This is a genomic window from Lentzea guizhouensis, assembly GCF_001701025.1.
Classification (GTDB): domain Bacteria; phylum Actinomycetota; class Actinomycetes; order Mycobacteriales; family Pseudonocardiaceae; genus Lentzea; species Lentzea guizhouensis.
In genome coordinates this window covers 2,786,416-2,809,323 of record NZ_CP016793.1, presented here as the reverse complement: position 1 = coordinate 2,809,323, position 22,908 = coordinate 2,786,416, and the positions used below count along the sequence as shown (strand labels likewise).

Genomic DNA, 22,908 nt, shown 5'->3' with positions numbered 1-22,908 from the left:
TTGTGAATGTCCGAAACAAATGTCCCGCCGCGCTGGGGGTGTGGCGAGACATTTTCGGAAAACGAATTCAGAATCCGTGGGGAACCGAAATGAAGAAGTCCAACGTCCTCAAGACCGTCGTCGCCGCAGTCGTCACCGGGACCACGACCGCGACGGTCACGAACGCCGACCAGCCGCAGGCGGTCCGCAGGGCCGACGACCGGCCTGGCTATGGCGCCCTCAAGCTCGGCATGACACTCGACGAGGTACGCGCGGCCGGCCTCACCCAGCTGAGCTGGGGCGGCGACGACGCCCAGGTTGACGCGGGTTGTGCTGCCGACGAACAGATCGCCGTGTCGAAGAAGTACGGCATCGAGCGGATCACGTTGCCGATTGGCGCCAATACCCCGAAGGGGATCGGGGTCGGCTCGACCTTCGCCGACGTGAAGAAGGCCCACCCTGACGCGAAGGAGTACCGGGCTGGCTACTCGGCGAGCATCGGCAGCGCCCACTACGCGTTCCTGGGCATCGGATCCGCCGAGCACTACCAGGACTCGGACGAGGTGCTCGTCATCAAGCTCTCGACAAACGCGGTCGACTGCCCGATGGCCGCGCTCTGAACGTTCCACGCCGACCAACGCACCTGAGGAGAAGCAAAACAGGCACGAAGCAGACCACCTGGGTGTCGAGCGACAAGGGCGTCGCCTCGATCACGTTCGACACGACCATGACGAGTCACGGCGCGGGCATCGGTGCCACCGAGGCGCAGTTGATGGCGGCTTACCCGAACCTGCAGAAGGCGGTCGGCCCGAACTACACCCACTACGTCAAGGCGGACGACAACCCCGGTGTCTCGTCGAGCTTCCGCGTCGCCAACGGCAAGGTCGAGGCGGCTTTCACCAGCGCGCCGGGGAACAACTGCCACAACTGATCCAGGAACTGAAAAGGCCCGTCTCACCAAACAAGTGAGACGGGCCTCATATCAGGCACTCAGACGTGCGAAGGAAATTACAGCGCGCCACCGGCGGCCGAAGGGGCGCTGGGGTCGGCACCTTCGTCACCGACGTTCTCGCGGGTGAGGAACGTCTCCACGTAGAACATGTTGCCGTTCGCGCGGTCCATGATGGTGAGCAGCGTCTTCATCGAGGAGACCTCCTCGACCTGCTCCTTCAGGAACCACTGCAGGAACTGCTCGCCGATGTAGTCGCCCTCCTCGCGGGCGGCCTTGGCCAGCGCCACGATCTGCTCGGTGACCTGCTGCTCCTGGCGCAGCGCGAGGTCGACGAGGTCGCGAGGGGCCTTGAACTCGTTGATCGGCGTCTGGGTGCCGGGAATGACGACCGGGATGTCGTTGTCCATGAGGAACTGCACGATCATCATGGCGTGGTTGCGCTCTTCGAGGGCCTGCTTGTAGAAGTGCGACGCGAGGCGCGGGAGGTCCTCGTTGTCGAACCACACGGCGAGTGCGATGTACTGCTGAGAGGCGGAGAACTCGTTGCCGACCTGGGCCTGCAGCAGTTCGTGGAACTTCGACTTCTTGGACAGGATCTTCTTCACGTTCGAGGCCATGCGGAGTACGTTAGCCCAAAACGGTGACGCATGCATTCCAGGAAAAGCTAACCTTTGTTTGGAGAGGTAATCCAAACAAAGGTTAGGCGTTCCTAAGGAATCACACCAGCGGCGCGCGGTCGATCGGGCACGACATGCACCGCGGGCCACCGCGGCCGGAGCCCAGCTCGGAACCGGCGATGCGGAGCACCTCGACGCCGGCGTCCTCCAGGCGGGCGTTGGTCTCCACGTTGCGCTCGTAGGCCACAACCAGACCGGGGGCGACCGCGAGCGTGTTGTTGCCGTCGTCCCACTGCTCGCGTTCGGCGGTGACCACGTCGAGGCCGGTGTCGATCACCCGCAGCCGTTCGATGCCCATCGCCTCGGCCGCCGCCTCCAGGAACGGCACCGGGCCGTCCACCCGCACGCCGCCGTTGCCGTCGGAGCGCAGCGGGTACGCGGTGAGCGCGTCGCTGATCGCCGGGTACATCACCACGGCGTCGCGGTCGACCATCGTGCAGACGGTGTCGAGGTGCATGGTGGCGCGTTCCTGTGCGATCGGCACCGCCAGCACCGTGTGCGCGAGACCGTCCGCGAGAGCAGAACGCGCGAACGACTCCGCGCCCGCCGGGGTCGTGCGCTCACCGACGCCGATGGCGATCACGCCGGGCGCGAGCAGCAGCACGTCACCGCCCTCCAGCGGGGCCGAGTGGGCGCCATACGCGCGGCCCGTGCGGCGGAACCGCGGGTGGTAGGCGTAGATCAGGTCCGTCAGGGTGGTCTCGCGGTCGCGGGCGGGCAGTGCGAGCGACGTGATCGCCACGCGGTCGCCGACCCACACCGACGAGTCGCGGGTGAAGAGCAGGTTCGGCAGCGGGTCGACGGCGAAGTCGATCGGCAGGTGCATCTTGCGCACCAGCGACGCGCCCTCCGCGGCCGGCAGCTCCTCGAACGTCATGCCGGTCATCAGCACCTGCGCCAGCTGCGGGGCCGGCAGCGAGGTGAGGTGGCTGCGCAGCGCGTCGGCCAGGTCGATGCCGAGGCGGCGTTCGTTGACGGCGCTGTGGACGCCCGCGATGCGCGCGCGGTTGTCCTCCAGTGCCTGGACCAGGACGTCCGAGAGCAGCAGGACCTCAACGCCCTTGGAGGTCAGCGTCGCGGCGAACGCGTCGTGCTCCTCCTGGGCGCGGCCGACCCACGGCACGCCGTCGAACAGCAGCTGGTCGTTGTTGCGCGGGGTGAGCCTCTTGAGCTCGTTGCCCGGCCGGTGCAGCAGCACCGTGCGCAACGGGCCGACCTCGCTGTCCACGCGGGGCGCGGCGTCCGGGAGTGCTTCCGTCTCAGCGATCGTGTGCGCAGTCACCGGTCGAGCGTAACCCCGAACAGCACAAATCGCCGCTTGTGAGCCTGGAATCGCAACGAATCACGTGCAGAATCGAGCTTCACCCTCGATTTGTTAGGGCAACCAGCTGACTTTGCCGCGCAACATTGTGTAGCCCACGAACGCGACCACGTCGAGGATCGTGTGGGCGATCACCAGCGGCCACAACCGCCTGGTCCGCTGCCAGTAGAACCCGAACACCAGCCCCATCACCAGGTTGCCGACGAACCCGCCGAAGCCCTGGTACAGGTGGTACGAACCGCGCAGCACGGCTGCGGCGAACAGCGCCGTGTACTTGCGCCACCCGAGCTGTTCGAGCCGGGTGATCAGGTACCCGACGACGAGCACCTCCTCCGCCCACGCGTTGCCGGCGGCGGCGAGGACCAGCGCCACGCTCATCCACCACTCGTTGTCCAGAGTGGACGGCTGCACGGCGAGGTTCAGCCCGAGCGCCCAGGCGGCGAAGTAGAACGCGAGCCCCGGGATGCCGATGACCGCGGCCAGCCCGAGCGCGCCGAGCGAGTCGGCGAGCTTGCGGGTGCCGTCCAGGCCGACGACCCGCAGCTTGATCCCGGTGCGCCACAACAGGTACAGCCCGATCCCGCCCCACGCGGCGAGCTGCAGCACGCTGAGCAGCTGGGCGATGAGGTCGAGCAGGTCGGCGCGCGCCTGCGGGACGTTGATCGCGACCGACTGCTGGTTCAGCGGAACCGGCTGCAGCAGGCTGTCGACCAGCCGCACGAGACTGCGCAGCCCCGACAGGCCGAGGGTCATGCTGAAGACGATCAGCAGCTCGATCTGGTAGCCACGTTTCTCGTCGTCGGGGATGAGCGCAGGTCCGGTCACCCGGCTGACGCTACCTCGGGTGATCAGCGCTGGGAGAGGAACGGGCAGCCCATCAACCGGCGCAGCTCGGCGGCGAGCTCCGTCGGCGTGCTGACCGGCTTGGAGAACGCGATCCGCACGTCGTGGTCGTCGCACTCGGCCTCCACCCGCAGCCGCAGCCCGAACCGGTCGAGCCCGAGCGGCCGCACGTGCCCGCCCTGCAGCTCCTCCGGCAGGTGCCTGGCGAGCTGGCCGACGACGTCGCGGTGCGCGGCCTCCAGGTGCCGCAGCCAGTGGTCCTCGTTGCCGCAGAACGGGTCCGGCGTCGCGCTCGTGAACTGCTCCGGCCGCACCGACGACGTGCCCTCGGCATCCGCGATCACCATCGACGCCGGCGTGAGGCGCAGCACCGTGGCGCCGTGGCCCGCGTCCAGCAGCCGGTGGTCCGGCCGCACGTCGGCGACCGCGAGCACCTCGTCGCGCGCCTCCTGGCCGTCCAGCGCGGTCACCCAGCCGGTGAGCCACAGCAGGCCGCGGACGGGCTCGCGCAACGCCACCGGTGCCTGGTCGGCGATCTCCAGCATCGCCGTCACCTCGGCGCGCGGGGCCTGCCACAGCTGGCCGACCAGCGGGTGCTCGTCGGCCAGCAGCATGATCGCGGTGCCGCACGGGTGCACGTGGTGGAACAACGGACTCGTGCGCGTTCCTGCCTGAGGGAGCAGTGCCGCACTGCCGCCGCGAGCCGCGATCGTGCGCGCGCGTTCGGCGGCGTGCGGGGCCGGCGGGCGCCTCGTCTGGGTGTCGGTCACCGCTGCACCTCCTCGTAGGTTAGGCAAGGCTAACTTAGCCTTGCTCGTCGGGGAAGCGTCACCTGTACGGTGGACATGTGGTCGTGCCCAACAAGCCGTCCACCGAGGTGACGGCGCTCGATGACCAGTGGACCCGGCACTGCGTCGACCGGGCGAGCCGTCGTGCCCTGGTGTGGACCGTTCTGGCCGGTACGGCCTTCATCCTGCAGTTCGTCCTGGTGCTCGCGTGGTCGTGGTCGTCGCCCGTGGCACTGCTGCTGCTCTTCTTCGCGGCGGTCGTCCTCTGGCGGGTGACACGGCGCCGAGCGGTGCGTTTACCGGAAGGCGAACCGTGGCATTTCGCTCGTGCGGAGTGGGAAGGAGGGCGTCTGGTCGTGATGGGGTCACCGCCTCTCTTGCTGACCGTCCACGTCGGTCCGCTCTTGCGCGGGCGGATCGCGCGGCACAAGCGCGTGTGGTTCGTGCCGCCGGACGCGTCCGGGAACACCGTCGTGACGTTCCGGGGAGTTCCCCAGCTCATCCCTGCGCGCGTGCACAGATGATCACGACGTGGGGCGACACCTGTCTCGCACGGGCCGACCGCCGTGCTGTCGGGCACATCCTGTTCGCGCTCGCGGTCCTCGGCGTGGTCCTGTGGATCGACTGGATCTGGCTCACGGTGCTGTCCGTGCCGGTGGTGCTGGAGTTCGCCGCCCCCGGCCTGCGGCACTTCGTCCAGCGCCGCGGCACCCTGCAGCTGATCGAGCGCTTCCCGTGGCGGCCGGTGTCGGCGCGGTTCGTGCCCGGCAAGCGCATCGGACGTCAGGCCTACCTGCGCGTCGACGGCTCGGAGAACGACCTGCGGCTGCCGGAGATGCCCGAACGCGCCCGCGTCCTGGTCCGGCACACCGGGCGGATCTGGGTGGCCGGTCCTGACGAGCGCGGACGCGTGGTGGCGATGACGCGGGGGCTGGCGTTCCTGGTCCGCGGCCGGGTCGTCGAACGCTAGCGAGCCGCCCGCCAGGCCAGGAAGTGCCGCTCTGCCGCGTCGGTGAACGACACGTGCCGCGGCCGCCAGCCGAGCAGCCGGTGGGCCTTCGCGCTCGACACCAGCTCGTCCTGGTCGGCGGCCACCTGCATGATCCCGCCGGCCTCCGCCGGCTCCAGCCTGATCTCGCCGGTGAAGCCCGCCGCCCGCACGGCCACCCGCTGCACCTCCAGCGCCGTGAGCCGCTGGTCGTCCGCGACCACGAACACCTCACCGTCCACCGCGGACGGACGCGCGAGGATCCTGACGTAGGCGTCGGCCAGGTCGTCCACGTGCACCCAGCTCCACCGCTTGGTGACATCGCCGTAGAACACCGGGGTGCCGGCCTCGGCCGCGGCGAACCACTGGGCGGTCATGGACGTCGTGGCCGCGCCGCCGTAGATGAACCCCGGCCGCACGACCGTGTGCGCGAGACCGCTCGCCGCGAGCTCGCCCTCCAGCGCGAAGCGGAAGCCGATGGGGCTCTCGGGGTTGCCGGGCGTGTTCTCGTCCATTAGGGCCACGCCGGTGCGCCCGTACGCCGAGATGCCGGTCGTGTAGACGAGGTGGCGCTGCCGGCCGTCCCGTTCCCCGGCCGCGGCGATCTCGGCGAACAACGCGCGGTCGGTGCCCGCGGGGTCGGTGCGGTCCATCACCAGGTGCACCACGGCGTCGGTGCCGTCGAGGTGGTCGCGCCAGGTGCCGGGCTGCGCGAGGTCGCCCCGCACCGGTGTCACCTCCTCGGCGACGAGGTCGCGGGCGGTCGACGGGTCGCGGGTGAGCCCGAGGACCGTGTGCCCGGCGCGGGAGAGTGCGGCGGACACGCGCCGACCGGTGTACCCGTTGGCGCCGGTGACGAGGATCTGCATCTTCCTAGCTCCTGAAGAAGTGGGTGAGCACGTCGGCCGTCGCCGACGGGTTGTCGGCGGCGAACGTGTGAGCGGCGTCGGGGACGATCTCGGCGCGGACGTCGGTGGCGGCCTCGCGGGCGCCGGTGAGCAGCACGTCGGCCGGGAGACCGTGCTCGCCGTGCAGGACCAGCACGGGCACCTCGACCTTGCGGCCGGCGCGCGCGTTCACGGCGTCCTGCGCGACCGAGGCGTAGTGCTCGAACCCGCCGCGCATCCCGTCCGGGCGGGTCAGCGTGCGCAGCAGGTCGGCGCGGTCGGCGTCGGTGATGCCACCGCGTTCCATCTGCCGCCAGAACCAGGTCAGGTACTGCTCCTCGCGGCCGGCGACGAGCTGTGCGGCGAACTCGCTCTGCGCGTGGAACCCGAAGTGCCACAACGAGGCCAGGTGCTCCTCCAGGCCGAAACCGGGCAGGAAGCACTCGCTGAGCACCAGCCGGGTGACGTCCCGCGGATGGCGCTGCGCCCAGGCGTGCACGGTCATCGTGCCGACGTCGGTGCCGAGCACGAACGCGTGGTCGTGCCCGAGGTGGTGCAACAGCTCGTGCAGGTCGTCGGCCTCGTCCTGCTTGGTCCAGTGGCCGGTGGGCACCTCCGAGTCGCCGGAGCCGCGCAGGTCCGGCGCGAGCACCGAGAAACCACGAGCGGCCATCAGCGGCAGCAGCTCGCGGAACTCGATCCAGCTGAACGGCCAGCCGTGCACGAGCACGACGAGTGGACCTTCCCCGCCTGTCACGTAGTGCATCTGAACGCCGTTGACCTCGGCGTACGCGTGTTCGAACCCCTCCGGCGCAGGTGCTGGAGCCGTCATGCGAGCCTCCTTAGCTTGCTTGCCTAAGCAAGGAATACGCTTCATTGCTTGGTTAGGCAAGTAAGCTGTGAGCGTGACCGCACTCGCCCCGTTGTCCTCGGACGAGCTCGAACTCTGGCGCAGCCTGGGCCGGTTGGTGCACGCCCTGCCCCGCGCGCTGGAAGACGACATGTCCCGCACCGGCGTGACCATGACCGAGTTCGCCGTCCTGCTGCTGCTCAGTGAGGCACCTGACCGCCGCCTGCGGATGTCCGCGCTCGCCGCCCAGGCCGGGCTCACCGCGTCGCGGATCACCAGGGTCGTCGACGGGCTGGGCAAGCACGGGCTGGTGCAGAAGGAACGCCACGGCGAGGACGCCCGCGGCAACGACGCGATCCTCACCGACGAGGGCCTGCGGGTGATGAAGGCCGCTCAGCCCGCGCACCTGGCCAGCGCGCGCAACCGCGTGCTCGACCGGATCCCGTCCGAGCTGCTGCCGGAGCTGGCCAGGACCGTCACGGCACTGGCCGACGCGCTCAACGACCGGTAGCGATGCCCTCGGACTCCGCCCACTGCGTGAGGTCGTCCTTGCGCAGCGCCGCCGCCAGCAGCTCCGGGAACTTGTCCGGCGTGCAGGCGAACGCGGGCGCGCCCAGTGCCGACAGCTTCGCCGCCAGGTCGTGGTCGTAGGCCGGCGTGCCGCTGTCGCTCAACGCCAGCAGGTTCACCACCGTGACGCCGCTCGCGACCAGCTCCCGCACCCGGCGCTGCAGCTCGGCCTCCGAGCCGCCCTCGTACAGGTCGCTGATGATCACGATGACCGTGTCCGTCGGCCTGCGGACCTGCGTCTGCGCGTACGCGACCGCGCGGTTGATGTCGGTGCCGCCGCCGAGCTGGGCGGAGAACAGCAGGTCCACCGGGTCGTGCAGCTGGTCGGTCAGGTCGGCGACCTCGGTGTCGAACACGACCAGCCGGGTGGAGATCGACCGGATCGAGGCAAGCGCGGAGCCCAGCACGGCGGCGTGCACCAGCGAGTCGGCCATCGACCCGGACTGGTCGACCAGCAGGACGACGTCCCGCATGCTCGCCGCCCGGCTGCGCCTGCGGTGGCCGATCAGGTCCTCGACGATCACGGTCCGGTGCTGCGGCTGGTAGTTCTTCAGGTTCGCCTTGATCGTGGTCGCCCAGTCGACGTCGGCGAGCTGCGGGCGGCGGGTGCGCTTCGACCGGTCGACCGCGCCCCTGACCGACTCGACGAGCCGGTCGGTCAGCCGCCGTTCGATGTCCTCGACCACCTTGCGCACCACGGCCTTCGCGGTGTCGCGGGTGCGGGCCGGGATGGCGCGGGAAAGCTGCAGCAACGTGCTGACGAGGTGCACGTCCGGTTCGACGGACTCGAGCAGTTCGGGTTCGAGCAGCAGCTGCCGCAGCCCGAGCTTCTCGACCGCGTCGCGTTGCATGACCTGCACGACCGAGGTGGGGAAGTACTTGCGGACGTCGCCGAGCCACCGGTGCAGCTGTGGCGAGCTCGCGCCGAGGCCTGCGCCGCGTTCACCGCCACCGCCGTAGAGACCGGTCAGCGCGCCGTCACGGCGTTCGTCGTCGCCGTCGAGCTGGGCCACGTCCTCCGCGCTCGGCCCCAGCAACAGCCGCCACCGCCGCAGCCGCTCTGCGGGGACTTCCGGGGTCATTTGAGCGCGGCCGCCACTTCTTCGGCCGCACGCACGACGTGAGGGCCCACGACGTCCGCGTCGAGCTTCTCCAGCGCCACAACACCGACGGAGGCCCGCAGCCCCGGTATGCCACGCACGGGCGCCGCGACGCCGTACGCGTTCGGCTGCAGCTCACCCGCCGACACCGCCCACGGCTCACCCGGCTGCGAGATCGCCTTGCCGGCCGCCCCGCGGTGCACCGGGTGGCGGGACCCCACCCGGTACGCCACGTGGAAAGCGGTCCACGACGGTTCGACGACGGCGACGGCCTGGGCCTCGGTGCCGTCGGCGACGGTCAGGTGCGCGGTGGCGCCGACCTTCTCCGCGAGCTCGCGCAAAGCCGGGTTCGCCGCCATCCGCAGCTGCGGCAGCACGTTCGCGGCTAGCCTCAGCACGCCGAGACCGAGCCGGACCTTGGAACCCTCGCGGCGCACGAGCCCGCGCGCCTGCAGGGGCACCAGGAGCCGGTAGACGGCGGCCCTGGAGGCGCCGATGGCCGTGGCGAGCTCGGAGATCGAGGGAGCCTCCGACTCCGCCTCCGCGACAGCCTGGAGGAGCGCCAGACCCCGTTCCAGGGTCAGCGAGCTCTCCTTCGTCGCTCCGACCATCACGCGCTCCGAACTGTGCCCACCACCTCGGCGAGACCGACCACCGAACCGCCCTCGCCAGGAGCCGTCGCGGTCAGCCTGACCGTGTCGCCGTCCTCCAGGAACGTCCGCGTGGAGCCGTCGTCGAGCTTGAACGGTTCCTTGCCGCCCCAGCTCAGCTCCAGGAACGAGCCGCGCTCGTCCTTCTCCGGACCGGAGACGGTGCCCGAGGCGAACAGATCACCAGGGCGCACGGTAGCCCCGTTCACCGTCATGTGGGCGAGTTGTTGCACAAACGACCACGACATCTCCCGGAACGGGGGCCGCGCGACGATCGTGTCGTTCAGCTCGACCGTGATCGTGATGTCCAGACCCCACGGCTGGTCGCAGGTCAGGTAGTCGTGCAGCTTGTTCGGCAGCGGCGGGGTCGGGACCCGTGCCACCGAGAACGCCTCCAGCGGCGTGATCCACGCGCCGATCGACGTCGCGAACGACTTGGCCAGGAACGGGCCGAGCGGCTGGTACTCCCAGGCCTGGATGTCGCGCGCCGACCAGTCGTTGACCAGCGCGACGCCGAAGACGTGCTCGGCCGCGCGGCTGGTGCTCACGTTCGCCGCCCGCGGGCCGCCGCAGACGAACCCGACCTCGGCCTCGATGTCGAGGCGCTCCGACGGGCCGAACTTCGGGCCCTCGCTGCCGCGCTTCTGGCCGTTCGGGCGGGTGATCTCGGTGCCGGAGACGTACACCGTGCCCGCGCGGCCGTGGTAGCCGATCGGGAGGTGCGTCCAGTTCGGCGTGAGCGGGTCGCCGTCGGGGCGGAACATCCTGCCGACGTTCTCCGCGTGGTGCCTGCTGGAGTAGAAGTCCACGTAGTCGCCGACGGTGAACGGCAGCTTCGCGGTGTCGATCGGGACGAGCTCCGCACCCTTCGGCGCGGACGTGCCCCTGACGATCTCGCGCAGCTTCGCCCGCAGCGCGCTCCAGACCGGACGGCCCGCCTTGAGCAGGTCGTCGAGCGAGTCGCCCTGGACGAACTCGGTGCACTTGCCGAGCCCGAGGGTCTTCAGCAGCAGCGCCTGGTCGCCCACGCGCACCGCCACACCGTCGGCGACGACTCCGTAGGGCAGGGTCTGCGGTCCGAACGGCTGGTCCTCGGTGAAGCCCGGGTCGCTGATCCAGCTCACAGCAGCCCCAGCTCCTCGAGGTCGGCGACCGGCTCGGCGAGCGAGCACGAGCCGTAGCTCGCGAAGACGCCGCGGACCGCGTGCGCGGCCTGGTCGCTGAGCGCCTTGGCCTCGGCGGTGAGAGCCTCGGCGTCGGTGCTCGCGAGCGCCTCGCGGACGTCGCGGCCGGACAGGCTGCGGGCCGTCGCGACGAGGAGGTTCAGGAAGCCGTGGTGGGTGAAGCCCTGCTCGTCGGTGTGGCGGACGGCCTTGTGCAGGCCCGCGGTCGCCTTGAACGCGACGCCGCCACCGCTGACGACGGACAGGAAGTCGGCGACCTCCTGGACGCTGGGGAAGTTCTCCTGGGAGAGACCGCCGCAGCGCAGCTTGGGCCAGCTGCCGTGCTCGATGACCCGGCGGACGCCGTCGAGCCACTCGGGCCCGCCGCGGCGCGGTTCCACGACGCGGATGACGTCCTCGGGCACGAACTCGGAGACGCGCTCGAGCCACACCTCGTCCACATCGGACGGTGCGGGCATCTCGACCATGCGCAACGCCAGCAGTTCACTTCTGCTCTCGACGATCGACACGGCCTTCGGCACGCCGCCGAGGCCGGTGTCGATCACGAGGCTCAACGCGATCGGTTTCGGGGGCTTGACCTTGATCAGCTCGGTGATCAGCTCGGCGAGCCGGGAGGCGGGGCACAGGAAGAGGCCCATGACGCCGGACCACTCGCCGACCCGTCCGTCGAGGTGACCGCGCACCGCGTCGGGCATCGACGCGTTCCCCGGAGGGAACAGCGCGGCATCGTCCACAAGCCTCGCGAGCAGGGGCGGAGTACCGCGCGGACCGGGCGCACGGAGTTCGACAGCGCTTGACACGGCTGACACGCTAGCCGTGTACCGGCAACTGAACAAAGATGTCCGATAGTCGAACGCCCTCGGAGACGTCATGGCCTACTACCGCCAGGTGGGGGAGATCCCCCGAAAGCGCCACACCCAGTTCCGCAAACCGGACGGTGGGCTCTACGCGGAAGAGCTGATGGGAGTCGAGGGGTTCTCGGCCGACTCGGCCCTGCTGTACCACCGGTACCTGCCCACGGCGATCGTGAACGCGGAGACGGTGAAGGACGAGCGCGGGACGGTGGCGCCGAACCTGCCGTTGAAGCCGCGGCACTTCAAGACGCAGGACCTGACCTGGGCTTCTGACGAGGTCGACGCGGTGACCGGGCGTCGCCGGCTGTTCCACAACCCGGACGTGACCATTGGTTTTGTCCGCGCTTCGGTGCCGTCGCCGTTGTACCGCAACGCTTTCGGTGACGAGCTGCTGTACGTGCAGGGCGGTTCCGGTGTCATCGAGACGATCTACGGGGCGCTGGAGGTGGGGGACGGCGACTACGTCGTGATCCCGACCTCGTGCACCTACCGGGTGGTGCCGTCCACGCCGATGTCGCTGCTGGTGCTGGAGGCGACCGGGCACATCGGGCCACCCAAGCGGTACCTGTCGAAGGCCGGACAGTTCCTGGAGCACTCGCCGTACTGCGAACGCGACATCCGCGGTCCCGTTGAGCCGTTGCTCGTGGAGGGGACGGACGTCGACGTGCTCGTGCGGCACCGGGCGGGGCTGACGAGGTTCACCTACGCGAACCACCCGTTCGACGTCGTCGGGTGGGACGGCCACCTGTACCCGTGGGCGTTCAACATCCGCGACTTCGAGCCGATCACCGGGCGGGTGCACCAGCCGCCGCCCGTGCACCAGACGTTCGAGGGCCCGAACTTCGTGGTGTGCTCGTTCTGCCCGCGCAAGGTCGACTACCACCCGCTGGCCGTGCCGGTGCCGTACAACCACGCGAACGTCGACTCGGACGAGCTGATGTTCTACGTCGGCGGCAACTACGAGGCGCGCAAGGGGTCCGGGATCGGCATCGGCTCGATGTCGCTGCACCCGTCGGGCTGCACGCACGGTCCGCAGCCCGGTGCGGTGGAGGCGTCCCTGGGCGCGGACTACTTCGACGAGACCGCGGTCATGGTCGACACCTTCCGCCCGCTGGAGCTCGGTGAGGCGGCGGAGGCCTGCGAGGACCCGGCGTACGCGTGGACGTGGGCGAGGCGGGGTCCGGCCTGATTTTCTGTCGGGGGTCCTCGCTACTTTGGTCACGTGAGGACACGTGCCGTTCCGCTGCGCTGGCAGGGCCTGGGCAAGGCCCTGCCGGTGCTGTGGGGGCTGTACACGGGCTCGGGCTCGATGCCGTACCGCGTGTGCGTCGACCTGGCGGCGGGGTCGGCGAAGTGCACCTGCCCGTCGCGGCGGTTCCCCTGCAAGCACGCGATCGCGCTGCAGGAGCTGGAGCTGCCGGAAGCCTTGCCGCCCGCGTGGGTGGAGGAGTGGACGACCCGCCGCGCCGCACGTGAGCTGGACTCCTCGCCGGAGGCGGCCGCACGCCGCGCCAGGGCTCGGGAGAAGACGGCGGCGAACCGGGCTCTTGCCATGTCGTCGGGGCTCGACGGCTTGCGGGACTGGCTGCTGGACGTCGCCTCGGCCGGGATCGCGTCGCTGCCGGGGCGGCCGGCGTCGTGGTGGCAGGCGTTCACCGCGCGGATGATCGACGCGCAGGTGCCGGGCGTGGCCGCGGCGGTGGGGGAGATCCAGGAGATCGTGGCGCGGTCGGGCCCGTCCTGGACCGCCGACGTGGCCGATCGCCTGGGCGGCCTGCACCTGTTGTGCTCCGTGCAGCCGCGGTCCCGGCTCGGGGTCACGGTGCCGGAGGAGGCGGTGCGCGCCGGCCCCGGCGTGTCCGACCGCTGGGTGGCGCTGCTGCGCCTCGAAACCGACGACGGCAGGGTCCGCACCGTCCGGCAGTGGTGCTGGGGCCGTCAGACGGGCCGCTGGGTGGTCGCAATCCGCCATTCCGCCGTGGGTGCCCCGGTCCCGTTGCTGCCGCACGGCCTGGAGTCGTCCGCTCTGGTCCACCCGTACCCGGGCTCGGACCGCGTGGCGCTGGGCGAGCTGGCCGGCTCCCGCACGCCGGACCCGGTGCCGGCACCTGCCTCGTGGCGGGCCTCGCTGGCAACGCTGGAACCGATGCTGGTGGCCGACCCGTGGCAACGCCTGTTCCCGCTGGGCTGCGCTTCGGTGCGCCTCTGCGGCGGCTCGCTGGCCGACACCTCCGGCCACGCGCTGCCGGTCCGCGACGACACCGGCCTGGACATGGCGCTGGCACTCACCGGCGGCGCGCCGTTCGACGCGTGGGGACTGTGGGACGGCCACACGCTGCGCCTGGGCGCGATCGCGCTGGACGACCACCTGGAGGTGGTGGCATGACTGCCTTGCCGCCGTCCCGCACCTCAGGACGCGTCATGCGGACGCCGCAGGTCGCAGACGCGCTGCTGCCCGCCCACTCCGGCGAGCCCGCCCACTCCGGCCCCGCCTGCCTCTGCGAGCCCGGCGAGCCAGCCACCGCGCCTGCCCGCCACGCCGCGCCCGCCCATCACGCCGCGCCTGCCCACTCCGGCGGCCTGCCCACTCCGGCGGCCTGCCCACTCCGGCGGCCCGCCCACCTCCGCGAGCCCGGCGAGCCCGCCACCGCGCCTGCCGCCACGCCGCGCCTGCCCGCCACGCCGCGCGAGCCGCCACGGCGAGCCCGCCACGGCGAGCCCGCTCACCTCTGCGAGCCCGCCCACCACGGCGAGCCCGCCGCCGCACCCGTCGGCCGCCTCGCGCGCAGCCGGTTGTGCGCGTTCTGCCGCACTCCTCCTGCGGCTCCGCCACCCCGCGCCTGCGCATCCGCCTCGAGCCGCGTCCCCTCGGCCGTGCCGTCCCGCCGTCGTCGCGCGTCCGCCCGTCCCGCCGTCGTCGCGCGTCCGCCCAGGACCGCGTCACCCCGCCAGGTCGTCCTGCCGCCTCGCCACACCCGTCGACGGCCTCGCCGCCTCGCCGACGCCCCGCGCCCACCCCTCGGCTCCGCCGCGTCGCCACCACCCAGCTCCGCGCCGCGTCGCCACCACCACCCCGGCATCGCGCCGCGTCGCCGCCGGAACCCCGCCCCAGCGCCGCGTCTCCACCGTGCTGCCCGCTCCTGCCACACCTCCGAACAGCTCCACCTCACCCCGGAGGTGGTGGCGTGAAGGCCGACTGGTCCGCCGCGGTCCAGAACCTCCTCCTCGGCACGGCCAGAGGTGGCGCGACCCCACCGAGCTCCTCTCCGCCTGCGCCACACTGGGCGTGGCCCGTTCGGTGCCACCCTGCCGCCCGACACCGCCGCCGACCCGCTCCCGCCCGCACCGCCCGAGACCGCCGGCTTCCCCAGACCGGCCGCCAGGGCGGTCCTCGAAGCGATCATGAGCCTCGACGACGAGGTCCTCCTGACCGAGTGGTGCGCGCTGGCCAAGGCCGGCAACGTCGTGGCGGAGCACCGCATGCTCCCGGCCCTGCTCGCCCTCGGCACCGCTCGCCCCGGCTTGAGGGCCGCCGTGGTGGAGGTGCTGGGCACGCGTGGTCGCTGGCTCGCGAACACCCGGCCCGGCTGGTCCTGGGCCAGCGGGGCAGCGCCGCTCGTCGACGAGGTGCCGCTCGACGAGATCCTCGACCTGCCCAGCGCCCAGCGCGTCCGGGCGCTGCGCCGCAAGCGCAAGGCGGACCCGGCCGCGGTCGGCGCGTTCATCGCGGAGGAGTTCGCGGCCTCTCCCCGGTCGACCGACCGGCAGGTGCTGGTCAGCGCTCTGGAAACCGGTCTGAACGGGCAGGACGAGCGGCTGCTTGAAGCGGCGCTCGACGACAAGGCGGCGGCTGTGCACGACGAGGCCCTCCGGCTGCTGCGGAAGCTGGGCAGGACGCGCCTCGCCGCCCGTGCCGCTCACCGGCTGCGCCACGGCCTCCGGCTCACCGCGGACGGGCTCGACGTCCGGCCCGGCGAGCTCTGGACCGCGCGCCCGATCCGCCGGAGCTGCGCGACCTCATGCGCGACGGGTCCGAGAAGGGGTGGCCGGGCGCATCCGGGCCGCCGCCGCGAGCGTGCCGCCGTCGTACTGGACCTCGACGCTCAAGGCCGACGACGCCAAGGCGGCCGGCATCCTGCGGCGGGCCGTGGGCCGCCGCGTTGCTCAGGGAGTGGCCGACCAGCTCGCCGCCGCGCAGGACCGCGGCCGTGGGCCGTCGCTGCCGCCGAGACGCTGACCGGCATGGAGCAGCTCGAGATGCTGGCGGCGTTGCCCGCCGAGGTGGCCGAGCAGGCGGTCGTGGCCGTGTCGAAGAACTGGCACTACGACCTGCTCGACCACGCCTGCTCCCAGCTGCCGGCGCCCTGGTCGCCGGAGACCACCCGCGCGCTGCTGCACCGCTACGCCGCGCTGCCCGATCCGCGCTGGCGGTCCGGCAGGCCGCCCAACGTGCTGCTGGCCCGGGGTGACGCCGACCTGCTCGGCGCCAGCTGGGAGGCTCTGACCCGTCGCTGGCCGGAGAGCTCCCTGGAGCTCGAGGTCCTCGGACTCCGGATCCGCCTGCGCGAATCGTTCGCACCACCGACCCAGGAGGTCCCGTGACCGCCGTGCTCAGGCCGACGGCCGAACAGCAGTACGCCGCCGAGCTCGAGGCCGTCGCGGCGCAGGACGACCGGCAGCGGCCGCCGAACTGGCGCATGTCACCGCAGGCCGTGGTCACCTACGTGCTGGGCGGCACGCTGGCCGACGGCACGGTGGTCACACCCAAGTACGTCGGCTCGCGGCGTCTCGTGGAGGTCGCGGTCGGCACGCTCGTCACCGACCGGGCCCTGCTGCTCGTGGGCGTGCCCGGCACGGCAAAGTCGTGGCTGAGCGAGCACCTGGCCGCGGCGATCAGCGGTGACAGCACCCTGGTCGTCCAGGGCACCGCCGGCACCAGCGAGGACCAGGTCCGGTACGGCTGGAACTACGCCCGGCTGATCGCCGAAGGGCCGAGCGAGAACGCGCTCGTGCCCAGCCCGGTCCTGAGGGCGATGCGGCTGGGATCGGTCGCGCGCGTCGAAGAGCTCACGCGCATGCCGTCGGAGGTGCAGGACTCGTTCATCACGGTCCTGAGCGAGAAGTCGCTCCCGGTGCCCGAGCTCAACACCCAGGTCCAGGCGGTGCCCGGCTTCACGGTCATCGCGACGGCCAACGACCGCGACCGCGGCGTCAACCAGATGTCGTCCGCTCTCGCGCGCAGGTTCAACACGGTCGTCCTCCCGCCGCCCGCCACGGAGGACGCCGAGGTCGAGATCGTCATCACCAGGGCCCAGCAGCTCGGCAAGGCGCTCGAACTGCCCGCCGAGCCGCCCGCGCTCGACGAGGTGCGCAGGGTGGTGCGGATCTTCCGCGAGCTGCGCAACGGGTCCACTGTGGACGGACGGACGCAGCTGAAGAAGCCCAGCGGCAGCCTGTCCACGGCGGAGGCGATCTCCGTTGTCGCCAACGGCATGGCGCTCGCCGGACACTTCGGGGACGGCACGCTCGGGGCGGACGAGCTGGCGAGCGGACTCCTCGGGGCCGTCATCAAGGACCGCGTGTCCGACGCGACGGTGTGGCAGGAGTACCTGGAGACCGTGCTCAAGGAGCGCACCGAGTGGCGTGACCTCTACCGGGCCTGCCTGGACGTCAGCGGTGACTGAGCCGGTCCTCCTCGGCATCCGGCACCACGGGCCCGGCTCGGCGCGCATGGTCAAGCGCGCGCTGGAGCAGACACGGCCCGCGCTCATCCTGATCGAAGGCCCGCCGGAGGCCGACGGGCTGTTGGAGCACGTCCACGCCCTCACGCCGCCGGTCGCGATCCTGCTGCACGACGAGACGGAACCCGAGAACGCCGCGTTCTGGCCGTTCGCCGAGTTCTCGCCGGAATGGCAAGCGCTCAAGTACGCCGACGAGAACGACACGAAAACGCGCTTCTTCGACCTGCCGGCCGCCGCGTCGATCGGCGACGACGGGCCGAGCGGCAACGTCGACCCCATCGGGTTGCTGGCGGAGGCGGCGGGGTTCGACGACCCCGAACGGTGGTGGGAGGACGTCGTCGAGCACAGCGCGACGGATCCGATCGACCTCGCCAACGCCATCACCGAGGCGATGGTCGCGGTCAGGCAAGAGTTCGAACACGAGGTCGGAGAGCGCACGCTAAGAAGAGAAGCGTTCATGCGCCAGACGATTCGCAAGGCGCGCAAGGAGACCGACGGGCCGATAGTCGTCGTCTGCGGTGCGTGGCACGTGCCGGCGCTGCTGACCAAACCGACGGTCGCGCACGACACGGCGCTCCTCAAAGGCCTCAGAAGACGCAAGATCAGCGGTACCTGGGTGCCGTGGAGCCACGGGCAGCTCGCCGCCGAGTCGGGGTACGGCGCGGGTGTCGACTCACCCGGCTGGTACGCGCACCTGTGGCAACACCAGGCCGACGTCGTGCCGCGCTGGTTCGCCAAAGCCGCGGCCGTGTTGCGAGAAGAAGACTTGCCAGCTTCGACGGCGAGTGCCGTGGAGGCGGTCAGGCTCGCGGAAACCCTTGCGGCGCTGCGGGAACGGCCGTCCGCAGGGCTCAGCGAGGTCGACGAGGCGGCGCTGGCCGTGCTGTGCGGCGGTGACGAGGTCCCGCTCAAGCTCGTCCACCGCAAGCTGGTGGTCGGCGAACGCCTCGGCGAGGTCGGCGAGGCCGTGCCGCGGTCGCCGCTGGCGGCGGATCTGCAACGCCTGCAACGCACCCTGCGCCTGCCCGCCGCGCCGGAGCCCAAGCAGCTCAAGCTCGACCTCCGCAAGGACACCGACCGCGAACGCTCGAAGCTCCTGCAGCGGCTGGAAGTTCTCGGCGTGCCGTGGGGCAAGCCGGACCGGTCCAACTCGCTCGGCACGTTCGCCGAGATGTGGCAGCTGCGCTGGGACCCGGTGTTCGCCGTGTCCGTCGCGGTCGCCGCGCGCCACGGCACCACGGTCCACACGGCCGCCGAGAACGTCCTGACCCAGGCGGCGGACCAGGCCACCAGGGTCGCCGAGGCAGCGGAAACGCTCGGCAAGGCCGTCGGCTGCGAGCTGCCCAAGGCCGTCGCGGCCGCCCGGGAGGCGCTCGACCGGTGTGCCGCGCTCGCCACCGACGCGCTCGAACTGCTCGCCGCGCTGCCCGACCTGGCGCGGACCGTGCGCTACGGCTCGGTCCGCGGTACTGATCCGGAATTGCTGCGCGTCGCCCTGCACGGGTTGCTCACCCGCGGCGCGGTCGGGCTCCCGCTGGCCTGCCGCAACATCGACGACGAGACCGCCGAGCACGCGCTGGCCACCGTGGACGGCGCGCACGAGGCCACCCGGCTCGCCGCGGACTCCGACCACCAGGCCACCTGGTGGCGGGCCCTGCACGCGCTGACCAAGGCCGACGCGCACGGTCTGCCCACCGGCCGCGCCACCAGGCTGTTGTGGGAGGCGGGGGAGCTGACCAGCGACGACGTGGCCGCGAAGCTGCATCGCTCGGTCGCCACGGCGTTCGTCGCCGGCTTCCTGCGGGGCTCGGCGACGCTCCTCGCGGCCGACCCGAGGCTCTTCGGGCTCATCGACGAGTGGCTGAGCGGCCTGCGCGGTGACGCGTTCGACGACGCGCTCCCCCTGTTGCGGCGCGCCATCACCGACTTCACCCCGGCCGAACGGCGGCTGCTCGGCGAGCGCGTCGTCGCCGGTGGGACACCGCGGCCGGTGGCCGACGACGAGTGGGACCTGGCCATCGCCGAACGCCTCGCCGCGCACGTCCGCAGCCTGCTGGCCTGAGTTTGACGATCTTGAAAACCGCGCACCCCAGCACCGTGACCGCACCTGACGAAGATCGCCTCGAAAACTCCCAGCACCTCATCGACGAGGCCAAGAAGATCGCGCACGACCTGCGCGAGACGAGCCCTGACCCGGCACCGGCGGAGCCGAAGACGGACGAGGGCTCACCCGCGAACTAGCGCAACCAACCGAACCAGCGAGCTAGACCGACCAGGGCGGCGTGATCGTCCGCCCGTCGGCCAGCGTCCCGGTGATCCCCACCGAGGTCGCCACCACCACGCGCGCCGGGCCGCCCGTGAGTGACAGCTCGGTGTTCGGCGGCACCACGATCGCGTCGCCGGGCCCCGCGGTCTGCCCCTGGATCGTCACCGACCCGGACAGCACGTAGAACACCTCCTCCTTCGACGCGGAGTGCGGCGTCCCGTCACCCCCTTCCGGCACGTCGACGGTCCACAGCGCGATCTCCGTGCTCCCCGTCGACGGCACCGCCAGCGGCCTGAACTCGAACCCGCCGAACTCGTGCCGAGCAGCCGAATCCCCCGTGACCAGCAAGACGACCTCCAAAGTAGTCAACCAAGTTGTCCAACCTTAGAATATGGACAACCAGGTTGTCTACTAGGAGTGCGCGATGGAACCGGTGCCCATGCTGCTGGCGATGACGTACCGGGCCATGGGGGACCAGTTCCACGACCGCCTGCGCCAGATCGGCCTGGAGCCGCTGCGCCCGGCCCACGGCTACGTCTTCCGCTTCCTCGCCCGGCGCCGCGCCACGACCGTCGACATCGGCGGGCACCTCGGCGTCACCAAGCAGGCCGCTGCGAAGATCGTCGCCGAGCTCGACGAGTGGGGTTATGTGCTGAGGGAGCCGCACCCCACCGACAAGCGCGCCCAGTACGTCACGCTGACCACCAAGGGCCGCGACTACCTGAAGTTCGCCGACAACCTGTGGACGGACCTGGAGAACGAGATGGCCGAGGCGATCGGCCAGGACACCGTCGCCACCATCAAGGCCGGCCTCGCCGCGTACCTGCAGCACGCGCACGGCGAGGACCAGCCCGGCCTGCGACCCGTGTGGTGACCTGGCACCTGTTTCTAGAAGACCTGCGTCAGGGCGATCACGCCGAACACCGCGAACACCGCGCCCGCCACCCGCTGGATCCAGTGCGTCGGCAACCGGCCCGCCAGCTTCCGCCCGACGAGCACCGCCAGCCCGGCCACGGCCACGAGCGCCAGCCAGGCCCCGAGCCCGACCGCGAGCGGCGCGCCGTACCGAGCCGTGATCCCGGCGGTGGCGAGCTGGGAGGCATCGCCCCACTCGGCGGCGAACAGCACGCCGAACGACGTCAGCGCCGCCCGCCAGAACGGCACGTCAGCACGTGTCCCGGCTTCGTCGGCGGAGTCGTCGTCCTTCGAGAACCCCTCGCGCAGCAGCATGAACGCGCCGATGCCGAACAGCAGGGCGACCACACCGGACACCACGCGGTCCGGCAGCAGCGTCAGGGCCGACCCGAACGCCGCGGCGACCACGCTCTGCACGGCGAAGGCCGCGACGACGCCCGTGAACACCGGCCAGGCGCGGTAGCGCGTGGTCAGCACCAGGGTCGCGACCATGGTCTTGTCCGGGAGCTCGACGAGGAACACCACCGCGAAGGCGGTGATGAACGCGAGCGATGAAGTGGCCACGAGGTCCTCCACGTCCGAATACGAGACCCGGACGGAGGCGCAACAGACCCCGACCGGGCGTGCTGCAGCCCGGCCGGAGGTCTCGTTCGCCCGTACAAGACGGGTGTGGGACCGGATCCGCTCGAAGGCCGACCAGTATGTCGATCACCACGCCACCGGCTGCGAGCTCCGGTGGGAACTACTCCCCTCTGGCGCATCCATCGTATCCGATGCATGTCACCTGATAGGCGTGACTTCGCGCACGGGACCTTGGTCCCGGGCCGGGACAGGACCGTCGTACCTGATAGCGGCCATGATCCAGACCTACGCTCGAAGACGTGGAAGTACTCGAACTCGCGCGGTGGCAGTTCGGCATCACCACCGTCTACCACTTTCTGATGGTGCCGCTGACCATCGGTCTCTCCCTGCTGGTCGCGGGGATGCAGACCGCGTGGGTGCGCACGGGTGACGAGCGCTACTACAAGATGACGAAGTTCTGGGGGAAGCTCCTCCTGATCAACTTCGCCATGGGTGTCGTCACCGGCATCGTGCAGGAGTTCCAGTTCGGCATGGCCTGGAGCGCCTACAGCAGGTTCGTGGGCGACGTGTTCGGCGCACCGCTCGCGATGGAGGGGATCGTCGCCTTCTTCGTCGAGTCGACGTTCCTCGGGCTGTGGATCTTCGGCTGGGACAAGCTGCCGAAGAAGGTCCACCTCGCCTGCGCGTGGGCGTTCAGCCTCGCGACCATGGCCAGCGCGTACTTCATCCTCGCCGCCAACTCGTGGATGCAGCACCCGGTCGGCATCGAGATGCACGAGGGCCGGCCGCGCCTCACCTCGATCTGGGCCGTGCTGACCAACAACACGACGCTCGCCGCCTTCCCGCACACCATCGCCGGCGCGTTCGCCGTGGCCGGTGCGTTCCTCGTCGGCATCGCCGCCTGGCACCTGCACCGCAAGTCCGAAGAGGAACGCGTCTGGCGCAGCTCGCTCAAGCTCGGCACCTGGGTCGGCGTGGTCGCGTTCAGCGTCCTGGCGATCAGCGGTGACCTGCAGGGCAAGCTGATGTTCGAGCAGCAGCCGATGAAGATGGCCGCGGCGGAAGCCCTGTGCCACACCGAGGAGCCGGCGGCGTTCAGCATCTTCGCGGTCGGTGACGTCACCAGGCCCGACTGCGAGAACGTCAAGAGCATCACCGTGCCCGCGCTGCTGAGCTTCCTGGCGCACAACGACTTCAGCACCGAGGTCAAGGGCATCGAGGATCTCGTCCCGCTGTACCAGCAGAAGTACGGTGAGTTCTACCCGGTCGACGAGCGGCTGGGCGAGCTCAGCGGCAAGCCGATCGACTACGTGCCGGCGCTTCCGGTGACCTACTGGGGCTTCCGCTTGATGATCGGCTTCGGCGCGATCTCGGCCGGCCTGGGTGTCTTCATGCTGTGGCTGACGCGCAGGAACCGGACGCCCACCGGCTGGTGGTTCCCGGCACTGGGCCTCGCCGGCATCGCGACCCCCTTCCTGGCCAACAGCTTCGGCTGGATCTTCACCGAGATGGGCAGGCAGCCGTTCGTGGTGGTGCCGAACCCGTCCGGGGTGGACGGTGTCTGGATGTTCACCGCGCAGGCGGTCAGCAACAGCACGCCCGGCGAGATCCTGACGTCGCTGATCGCGCTCACCGCGGTCTACAGCGTGCTGGCGGTCGTGGAGTTCTACCTGATCCGCAAGTACGTCCGAGGCGGGATCCCCGGCGTGCTGCCCCAGAAGTCCGACGACGGCGCCCTGGCGTTCGCGTACTAGGGGAGAG

Annotated in this window: 27 protein-coding genes; 13 read left to right on the top strand and 14 right to left on the bottom strand. The window is 70.9% G+C overall.

From position 1 onward, the window contains the following. Window positions 1–89: 89 nt before the first annotated feature. Together BBK82_RS14040 and BBK82_RS14035 are read left to right on the top strand one after the other, a co-directional pair. Window positions 90–599, top strand: coding sequence for a hypothetical protein (locus BBK82_RS14040; RefSeq protein WP_065915421.1), 510 nt, complete (start codon window positions 90–92; stop codon window positions 597–599). A gap of 62 nt (window positions 600–661) precedes the next feature. Next, a complete protein-coding gene (locus BBK82_RS14035; RefSeq protein WP_065915420.1) occupies window positions 662–910 on the top strand; it encodes a hypothetical protein in 249 nt (82 codons plus the stop codon). A gap of 77 nt (window positions 911–987) precedes the next feature. Here the strand turns inward: BBK82_RS14035 and BBK82_RS14030 are convergent, their stop codons facing one another. The 4 genes from BBK82_RS14030 to BBK82_RS14015 all read right to left on the bottom strand — a co-directional run bounded on the left by BBK82_RS14030 (window position 988) and on the right by BBK82_RS14015 (window position 4,542). Next, window positions 988–1,548 carry a ferritin gene (locus tag BBK82_RS14030; RefSeq protein ID WP_065915419.1) on the bottom strand — a complete coding sequence of 187 codons (561 nt, stop codon included), beginning with the start codon at window positions 1,546–1,548 and terminating at the stop codon, window positions 988–990. Window positions 1,549–1,648: 100 nt separating this feature from the next. After that, on the bottom strand, window positions 1,649–2,836 hold the full coding sequence (locus BBK82_RS14025; RefSeq protein WP_083268796.1) for an arginine deiminase: 1,188 nt from the start codon (window positions 2,834–2,836) through the stop codon (window positions 1,649–1,651). A gap of 147 nt (window positions 2,837–2,983) precedes the next feature. Then, window positions 2,984–3,682, bottom strand: coding sequence for a CPBP family intramembrane glutamic endopeptidase (locus BBK82_RS14020; protein WP_083268795.1), 699 nt, complete (start codon window positions 3,680–3,682; stop codon window positions 2,984–2,986). A gap of 95 nt (window positions 3,683–3,777) precedes the next feature. Next, window positions 3,778–4,542, bottom strand: coding sequence for a DUF2470 domain-containing protein (locus tag BBK82_RS14015; RefSeq protein ID WP_065915417.1), 765 nt, complete (start codon window positions 4,540–4,542; stop codon window positions 3,778–3,780). 77 nt (window positions 4,543–4,619) lie between these two features. On the opposite strand from BBK82_RS14015, the gene BBK82_RS14010 reads away from it, so the two are divergent. Further along, on the top strand, window positions 4,620–5,084 hold the full coding sequence (locus BBK82_RS14010; protein WP_237048182.1) for a hypothetical protein: 465 nt from the start codon (window positions 4,620–4,622) through the stop codon (window positions 5,082–5,084). Further along, window positions 5,081–5,530: a hypothetical protein gene (locus BBK82_RS14005; RefSeq protein ID WP_065915416.1), complete on the top strand. Its 450-nt coding sequence runs from the start codon at window positions 5,081–5,083 to the stop codon at window positions 5,528–5,530. Before BBK82_RS14010 ends, BBK82_RS14005 begins: the two co-directional genes overlap by 4 nt. On the opposite strand, the gene BBK82_RS14000 is transcribed toward BBK82_RS14005, so the two are convergent. Further along, entirely contained in the window at window positions 5,527–6,417 is an 891-nt protein-coding gene (locus BBK82_RS14000; protein WP_065915415.1) for an NAD-dependent epimerase/dehydratase family protein, read from the bottom strand. The two genes, BBK82_RS14005 and BBK82_RS14000, sit on opposite strands and share 4 nt — an antisense overlap. A 4-nt stretch (window positions 6,418–6,421) precedes the next feature. Beyond that, the gene (locus BBK82_RS13995) at window positions 6,422–7,267 is read right to left on the bottom strand and encodes an alpha/beta fold hydrolase (protein WP_065915414.1); all 846 of its coding nucleotides are present in this window, start codon (window positions 7,265–7,267) and stop codon (window positions 6,422–6,424) included. A 73-nt stretch (window positions 7,268–7,340) separates the two neighbouring features. Between BBK82_RS13995 and BBK82_RS13990 the strand changes: the two genes are divergently transcribed. Continuing rightward, entirely contained in the window at window positions 7,341–7,796 is a 456-nt protein-coding gene (locus BBK82_RS13990; protein ID WP_218920617.1) for a MarR family winged helix-turn-helix transcriptional regulator, read from the top strand. Here BBK82_RS13990 and BBK82_RS13985 read toward each other — a convergent pair. From BBK82_RS13985 to BBK82_RS13970, 4 genes are read right to left on the bottom strand one after another with little or no spacing between them, the layout of a single operon-like run. Continuing rightward, window positions 7,783–8,937, bottom strand: coding sequence for a VWA domain-containing protein (locus BBK82_RS13985; RefSeq protein WP_065915412.1), 1,155 nt, complete (start codon window positions 8,935–8,937; stop codon window positions 7,783–7,785). The two genes, BBK82_RS13990 and BBK82_RS13985, sit on opposite strands and share 14 nt — an antisense overlap. After that, entirely contained in the window at window positions 8,934–9,566 is a 633-nt protein-coding gene (locus BBK82_RS13980) for an IclR family transcriptional regulator (RefSeq protein ID WP_065915411.1), read from the bottom strand. The genes BBK82_RS13985 and BBK82_RS13980 overlap by 4 nt, the downstream gene beginning before the upstream one ends. After that, window positions 9,566–10,729: a fumarylacetoacetate hydrolase family protein gene (locus BBK82_RS13975; RefSeq protein WP_065915410.1), complete on the bottom strand. Its 1,164-nt coding sequence runs from the start codon at window positions 10,727–10,729 to the stop codon at window positions 9,566–9,568. Before BBK82_RS13975 ends, BBK82_RS13980 begins: the two co-directional genes overlap by 1 nt. After that, the gene (locus tag BBK82_RS13970; protein ID WP_265736928.1) at window positions 10,726–11,589 is read right to left on the bottom strand and encodes a hypothetical protein; all 864 of its coding nucleotides are present in this window, start codon (window positions 11,587–11,589) and stop codon (window positions 10,726–10,728) included. The genes BBK82_RS13975 and BBK82_RS13970 overlap by 4 nt, the downstream gene beginning before the upstream one ends. A 70-nt stretch (window positions 11,590–11,659) precedes the next feature. Between BBK82_RS13970 and BBK82_RS13965 the strand changes: the two genes are divergently transcribed. Both BBK82_RS13965 and BBK82_RS13960 read left to right on the top strand, forming a co-directional pair. Beyond that, the gene (locus BBK82_RS13965) at window positions 11,660–12,832 is read left to right on the top strand and encodes a homogentisate 1,2-dioxygenase (protein ID WP_065915409.1); all 1,173 of its coding nucleotides are present in this window, start codon (window positions 11,660–11,662) and stop codon (window positions 12,830–12,832) included. A gap of 33 nt (window positions 12,833–12,865) precedes the next feature. Beyond that, a complete protein-coding gene (locus tag BBK82_RS13960; protein ID WP_065915408.1) occupies window positions 12,866–14,029 on the top strand; it encodes an SWIM zinc finger family protein in 1,164 nt (387 codons plus the stop codon). A 23-nt stretch (window positions 14,030–14,052) separates the two neighbouring features. On the opposite strand, the gene BBK82_RS13955 is transcribed toward BBK82_RS13960, so the two are convergent. Both BBK82_RS13955 and BBK82_RS50215 read right to left on the bottom strand, forming a co-directional pair. Then, complete coding sequence (locus BBK82_RS13955) at window positions 14,053–14,388, bottom strand: hypothetical protein (RefSeq protein ID WP_154697306.1); 336 nt, start codon at window positions 14,386–14,388, stop codon at window positions 14,053–14,055. Window positions 14,389–14,583: 195 nt separating this feature from the next. Beyond that, on the bottom strand, window positions 14,584–14,808 hold the full coding sequence (locus BBK82_RS50215; protein ID WP_154697305.1) for a hypothetical protein: 225 nt from the start codon (window positions 14,806–14,808) through the stop codon (window positions 14,584–14,586). Window positions 14,809–14,883: 75 nt separating this feature from the next. Here BBK82_RS50215 and BBK82_RS13950 point away from each other — a divergent pair, with 75 nt between their 5' ends. Genes BBK82_RS13950 through BBK82_RS50210 form a run of 4 tightly spaced genes read left to right on the top strand, consistent with a single transcriptional unit; the run spans window position 14,884 to window position 19,625 of the window. Continuing rightward, on the top strand, window positions 14,884–16,245 hold the full coding sequence (locus BBK82_RS13950; protein ID WP_472368251.1) for a DUF5691 domain-containing protein: 1,362 nt from the start codon (window positions 14,884–14,886) through the stop codon (window positions 16,243–16,245). Further along, complete coding sequence (locus BBK82_RS13945; RefSeq protein ID WP_218920616.1) at window positions 16,242–17,327, top strand: ATP-binding protein; 1,086 nt, start codon at window positions 16,242–16,244, stop codon at window positions 17,325–17,327. Before BBK82_RS13950 ends, BBK82_RS13945 begins: the two co-directional genes overlap by 4 nt. After that, on the top strand, window positions 17,320–19,446 hold the full coding sequence (locus BBK82_RS13940) for a DUF5682 family protein (RefSeq protein ID WP_154697304.1): 2,127 nt from the start codon (window positions 17,320–17,322) through the stop codon (window positions 19,444–19,446). The genes BBK82_RS13945 and BBK82_RS13940 overlap by 8 nt, the downstream gene beginning before the upstream one ends. 35 nt (window positions 19,447–19,481) lie before the next feature. Next, on the top strand, window positions 19,482–19,625 hold the full coding sequence (locus BBK82_RS50210) for a hypothetical protein (protein WP_154697303.1): 144 nt from the start codon (window positions 19,482–19,484) through the stop codon (window positions 19,623–19,625). 22 nt (window positions 19,626–19,647) lie between these two features. Here the strand turns inward: BBK82_RS50210 and BBK82_RS13935 are convergent, their stop codons facing one another. Continuing rightward, window positions 19,648–20,019, bottom strand: a complete 372-nt coding sequence (locus BBK82_RS13935) for a cupin domain-containing protein (protein ID WP_083267946.1) — start codon at window positions 20,017–20,019, stop codon at window positions 19,648–19,650. Window positions 20,020–20,074: 55 nt separating this feature from the next. Here BBK82_RS13935 and BBK82_RS13930 point away from each other — a divergent pair, with 55 nt between their 5' ends. Further along, window positions 20,075–20,524: a MarR family winged helix-turn-helix transcriptional regulator gene (locus BBK82_RS13930; protein ID WP_065915404.1), complete on the top strand. Its 450-nt coding sequence runs from the start codon at window positions 20,075–20,077 to the stop codon at window positions 20,522–20,524. Between the two features lie 14 nt (window positions 20,525–20,538). Here BBK82_RS13930 and BBK82_RS13925 read toward each other — a convergent pair whose 3' ends face one another. After that, on the bottom strand, window positions 20,539–21,129 hold the full coding sequence (locus BBK82_RS13925; RefSeq protein ID WP_065921048.1) for a TMEM165/GDT1 family protein: 591 nt from the start codon (window positions 21,127–21,129) through the stop codon (window positions 20,539–20,541). Window positions 21,130–21,446: 317 nt separating this feature from the next. Between BBK82_RS13925 and BBK82_RS13920 the strand changes: the two genes are divergently transcribed. Continuing rightward, on the top strand, window positions 21,447–22,901 hold the full coding sequence (locus BBK82_RS13920) for a cytochrome ubiquinol oxidase subunit I (protein WP_065915403.1): 1,455 nt from the start codon (window positions 21,447–21,449) through the stop codon (window positions 22,899–22,901). Window positions 22,902–22,908 lie beyond the last annotated feature (7 nt).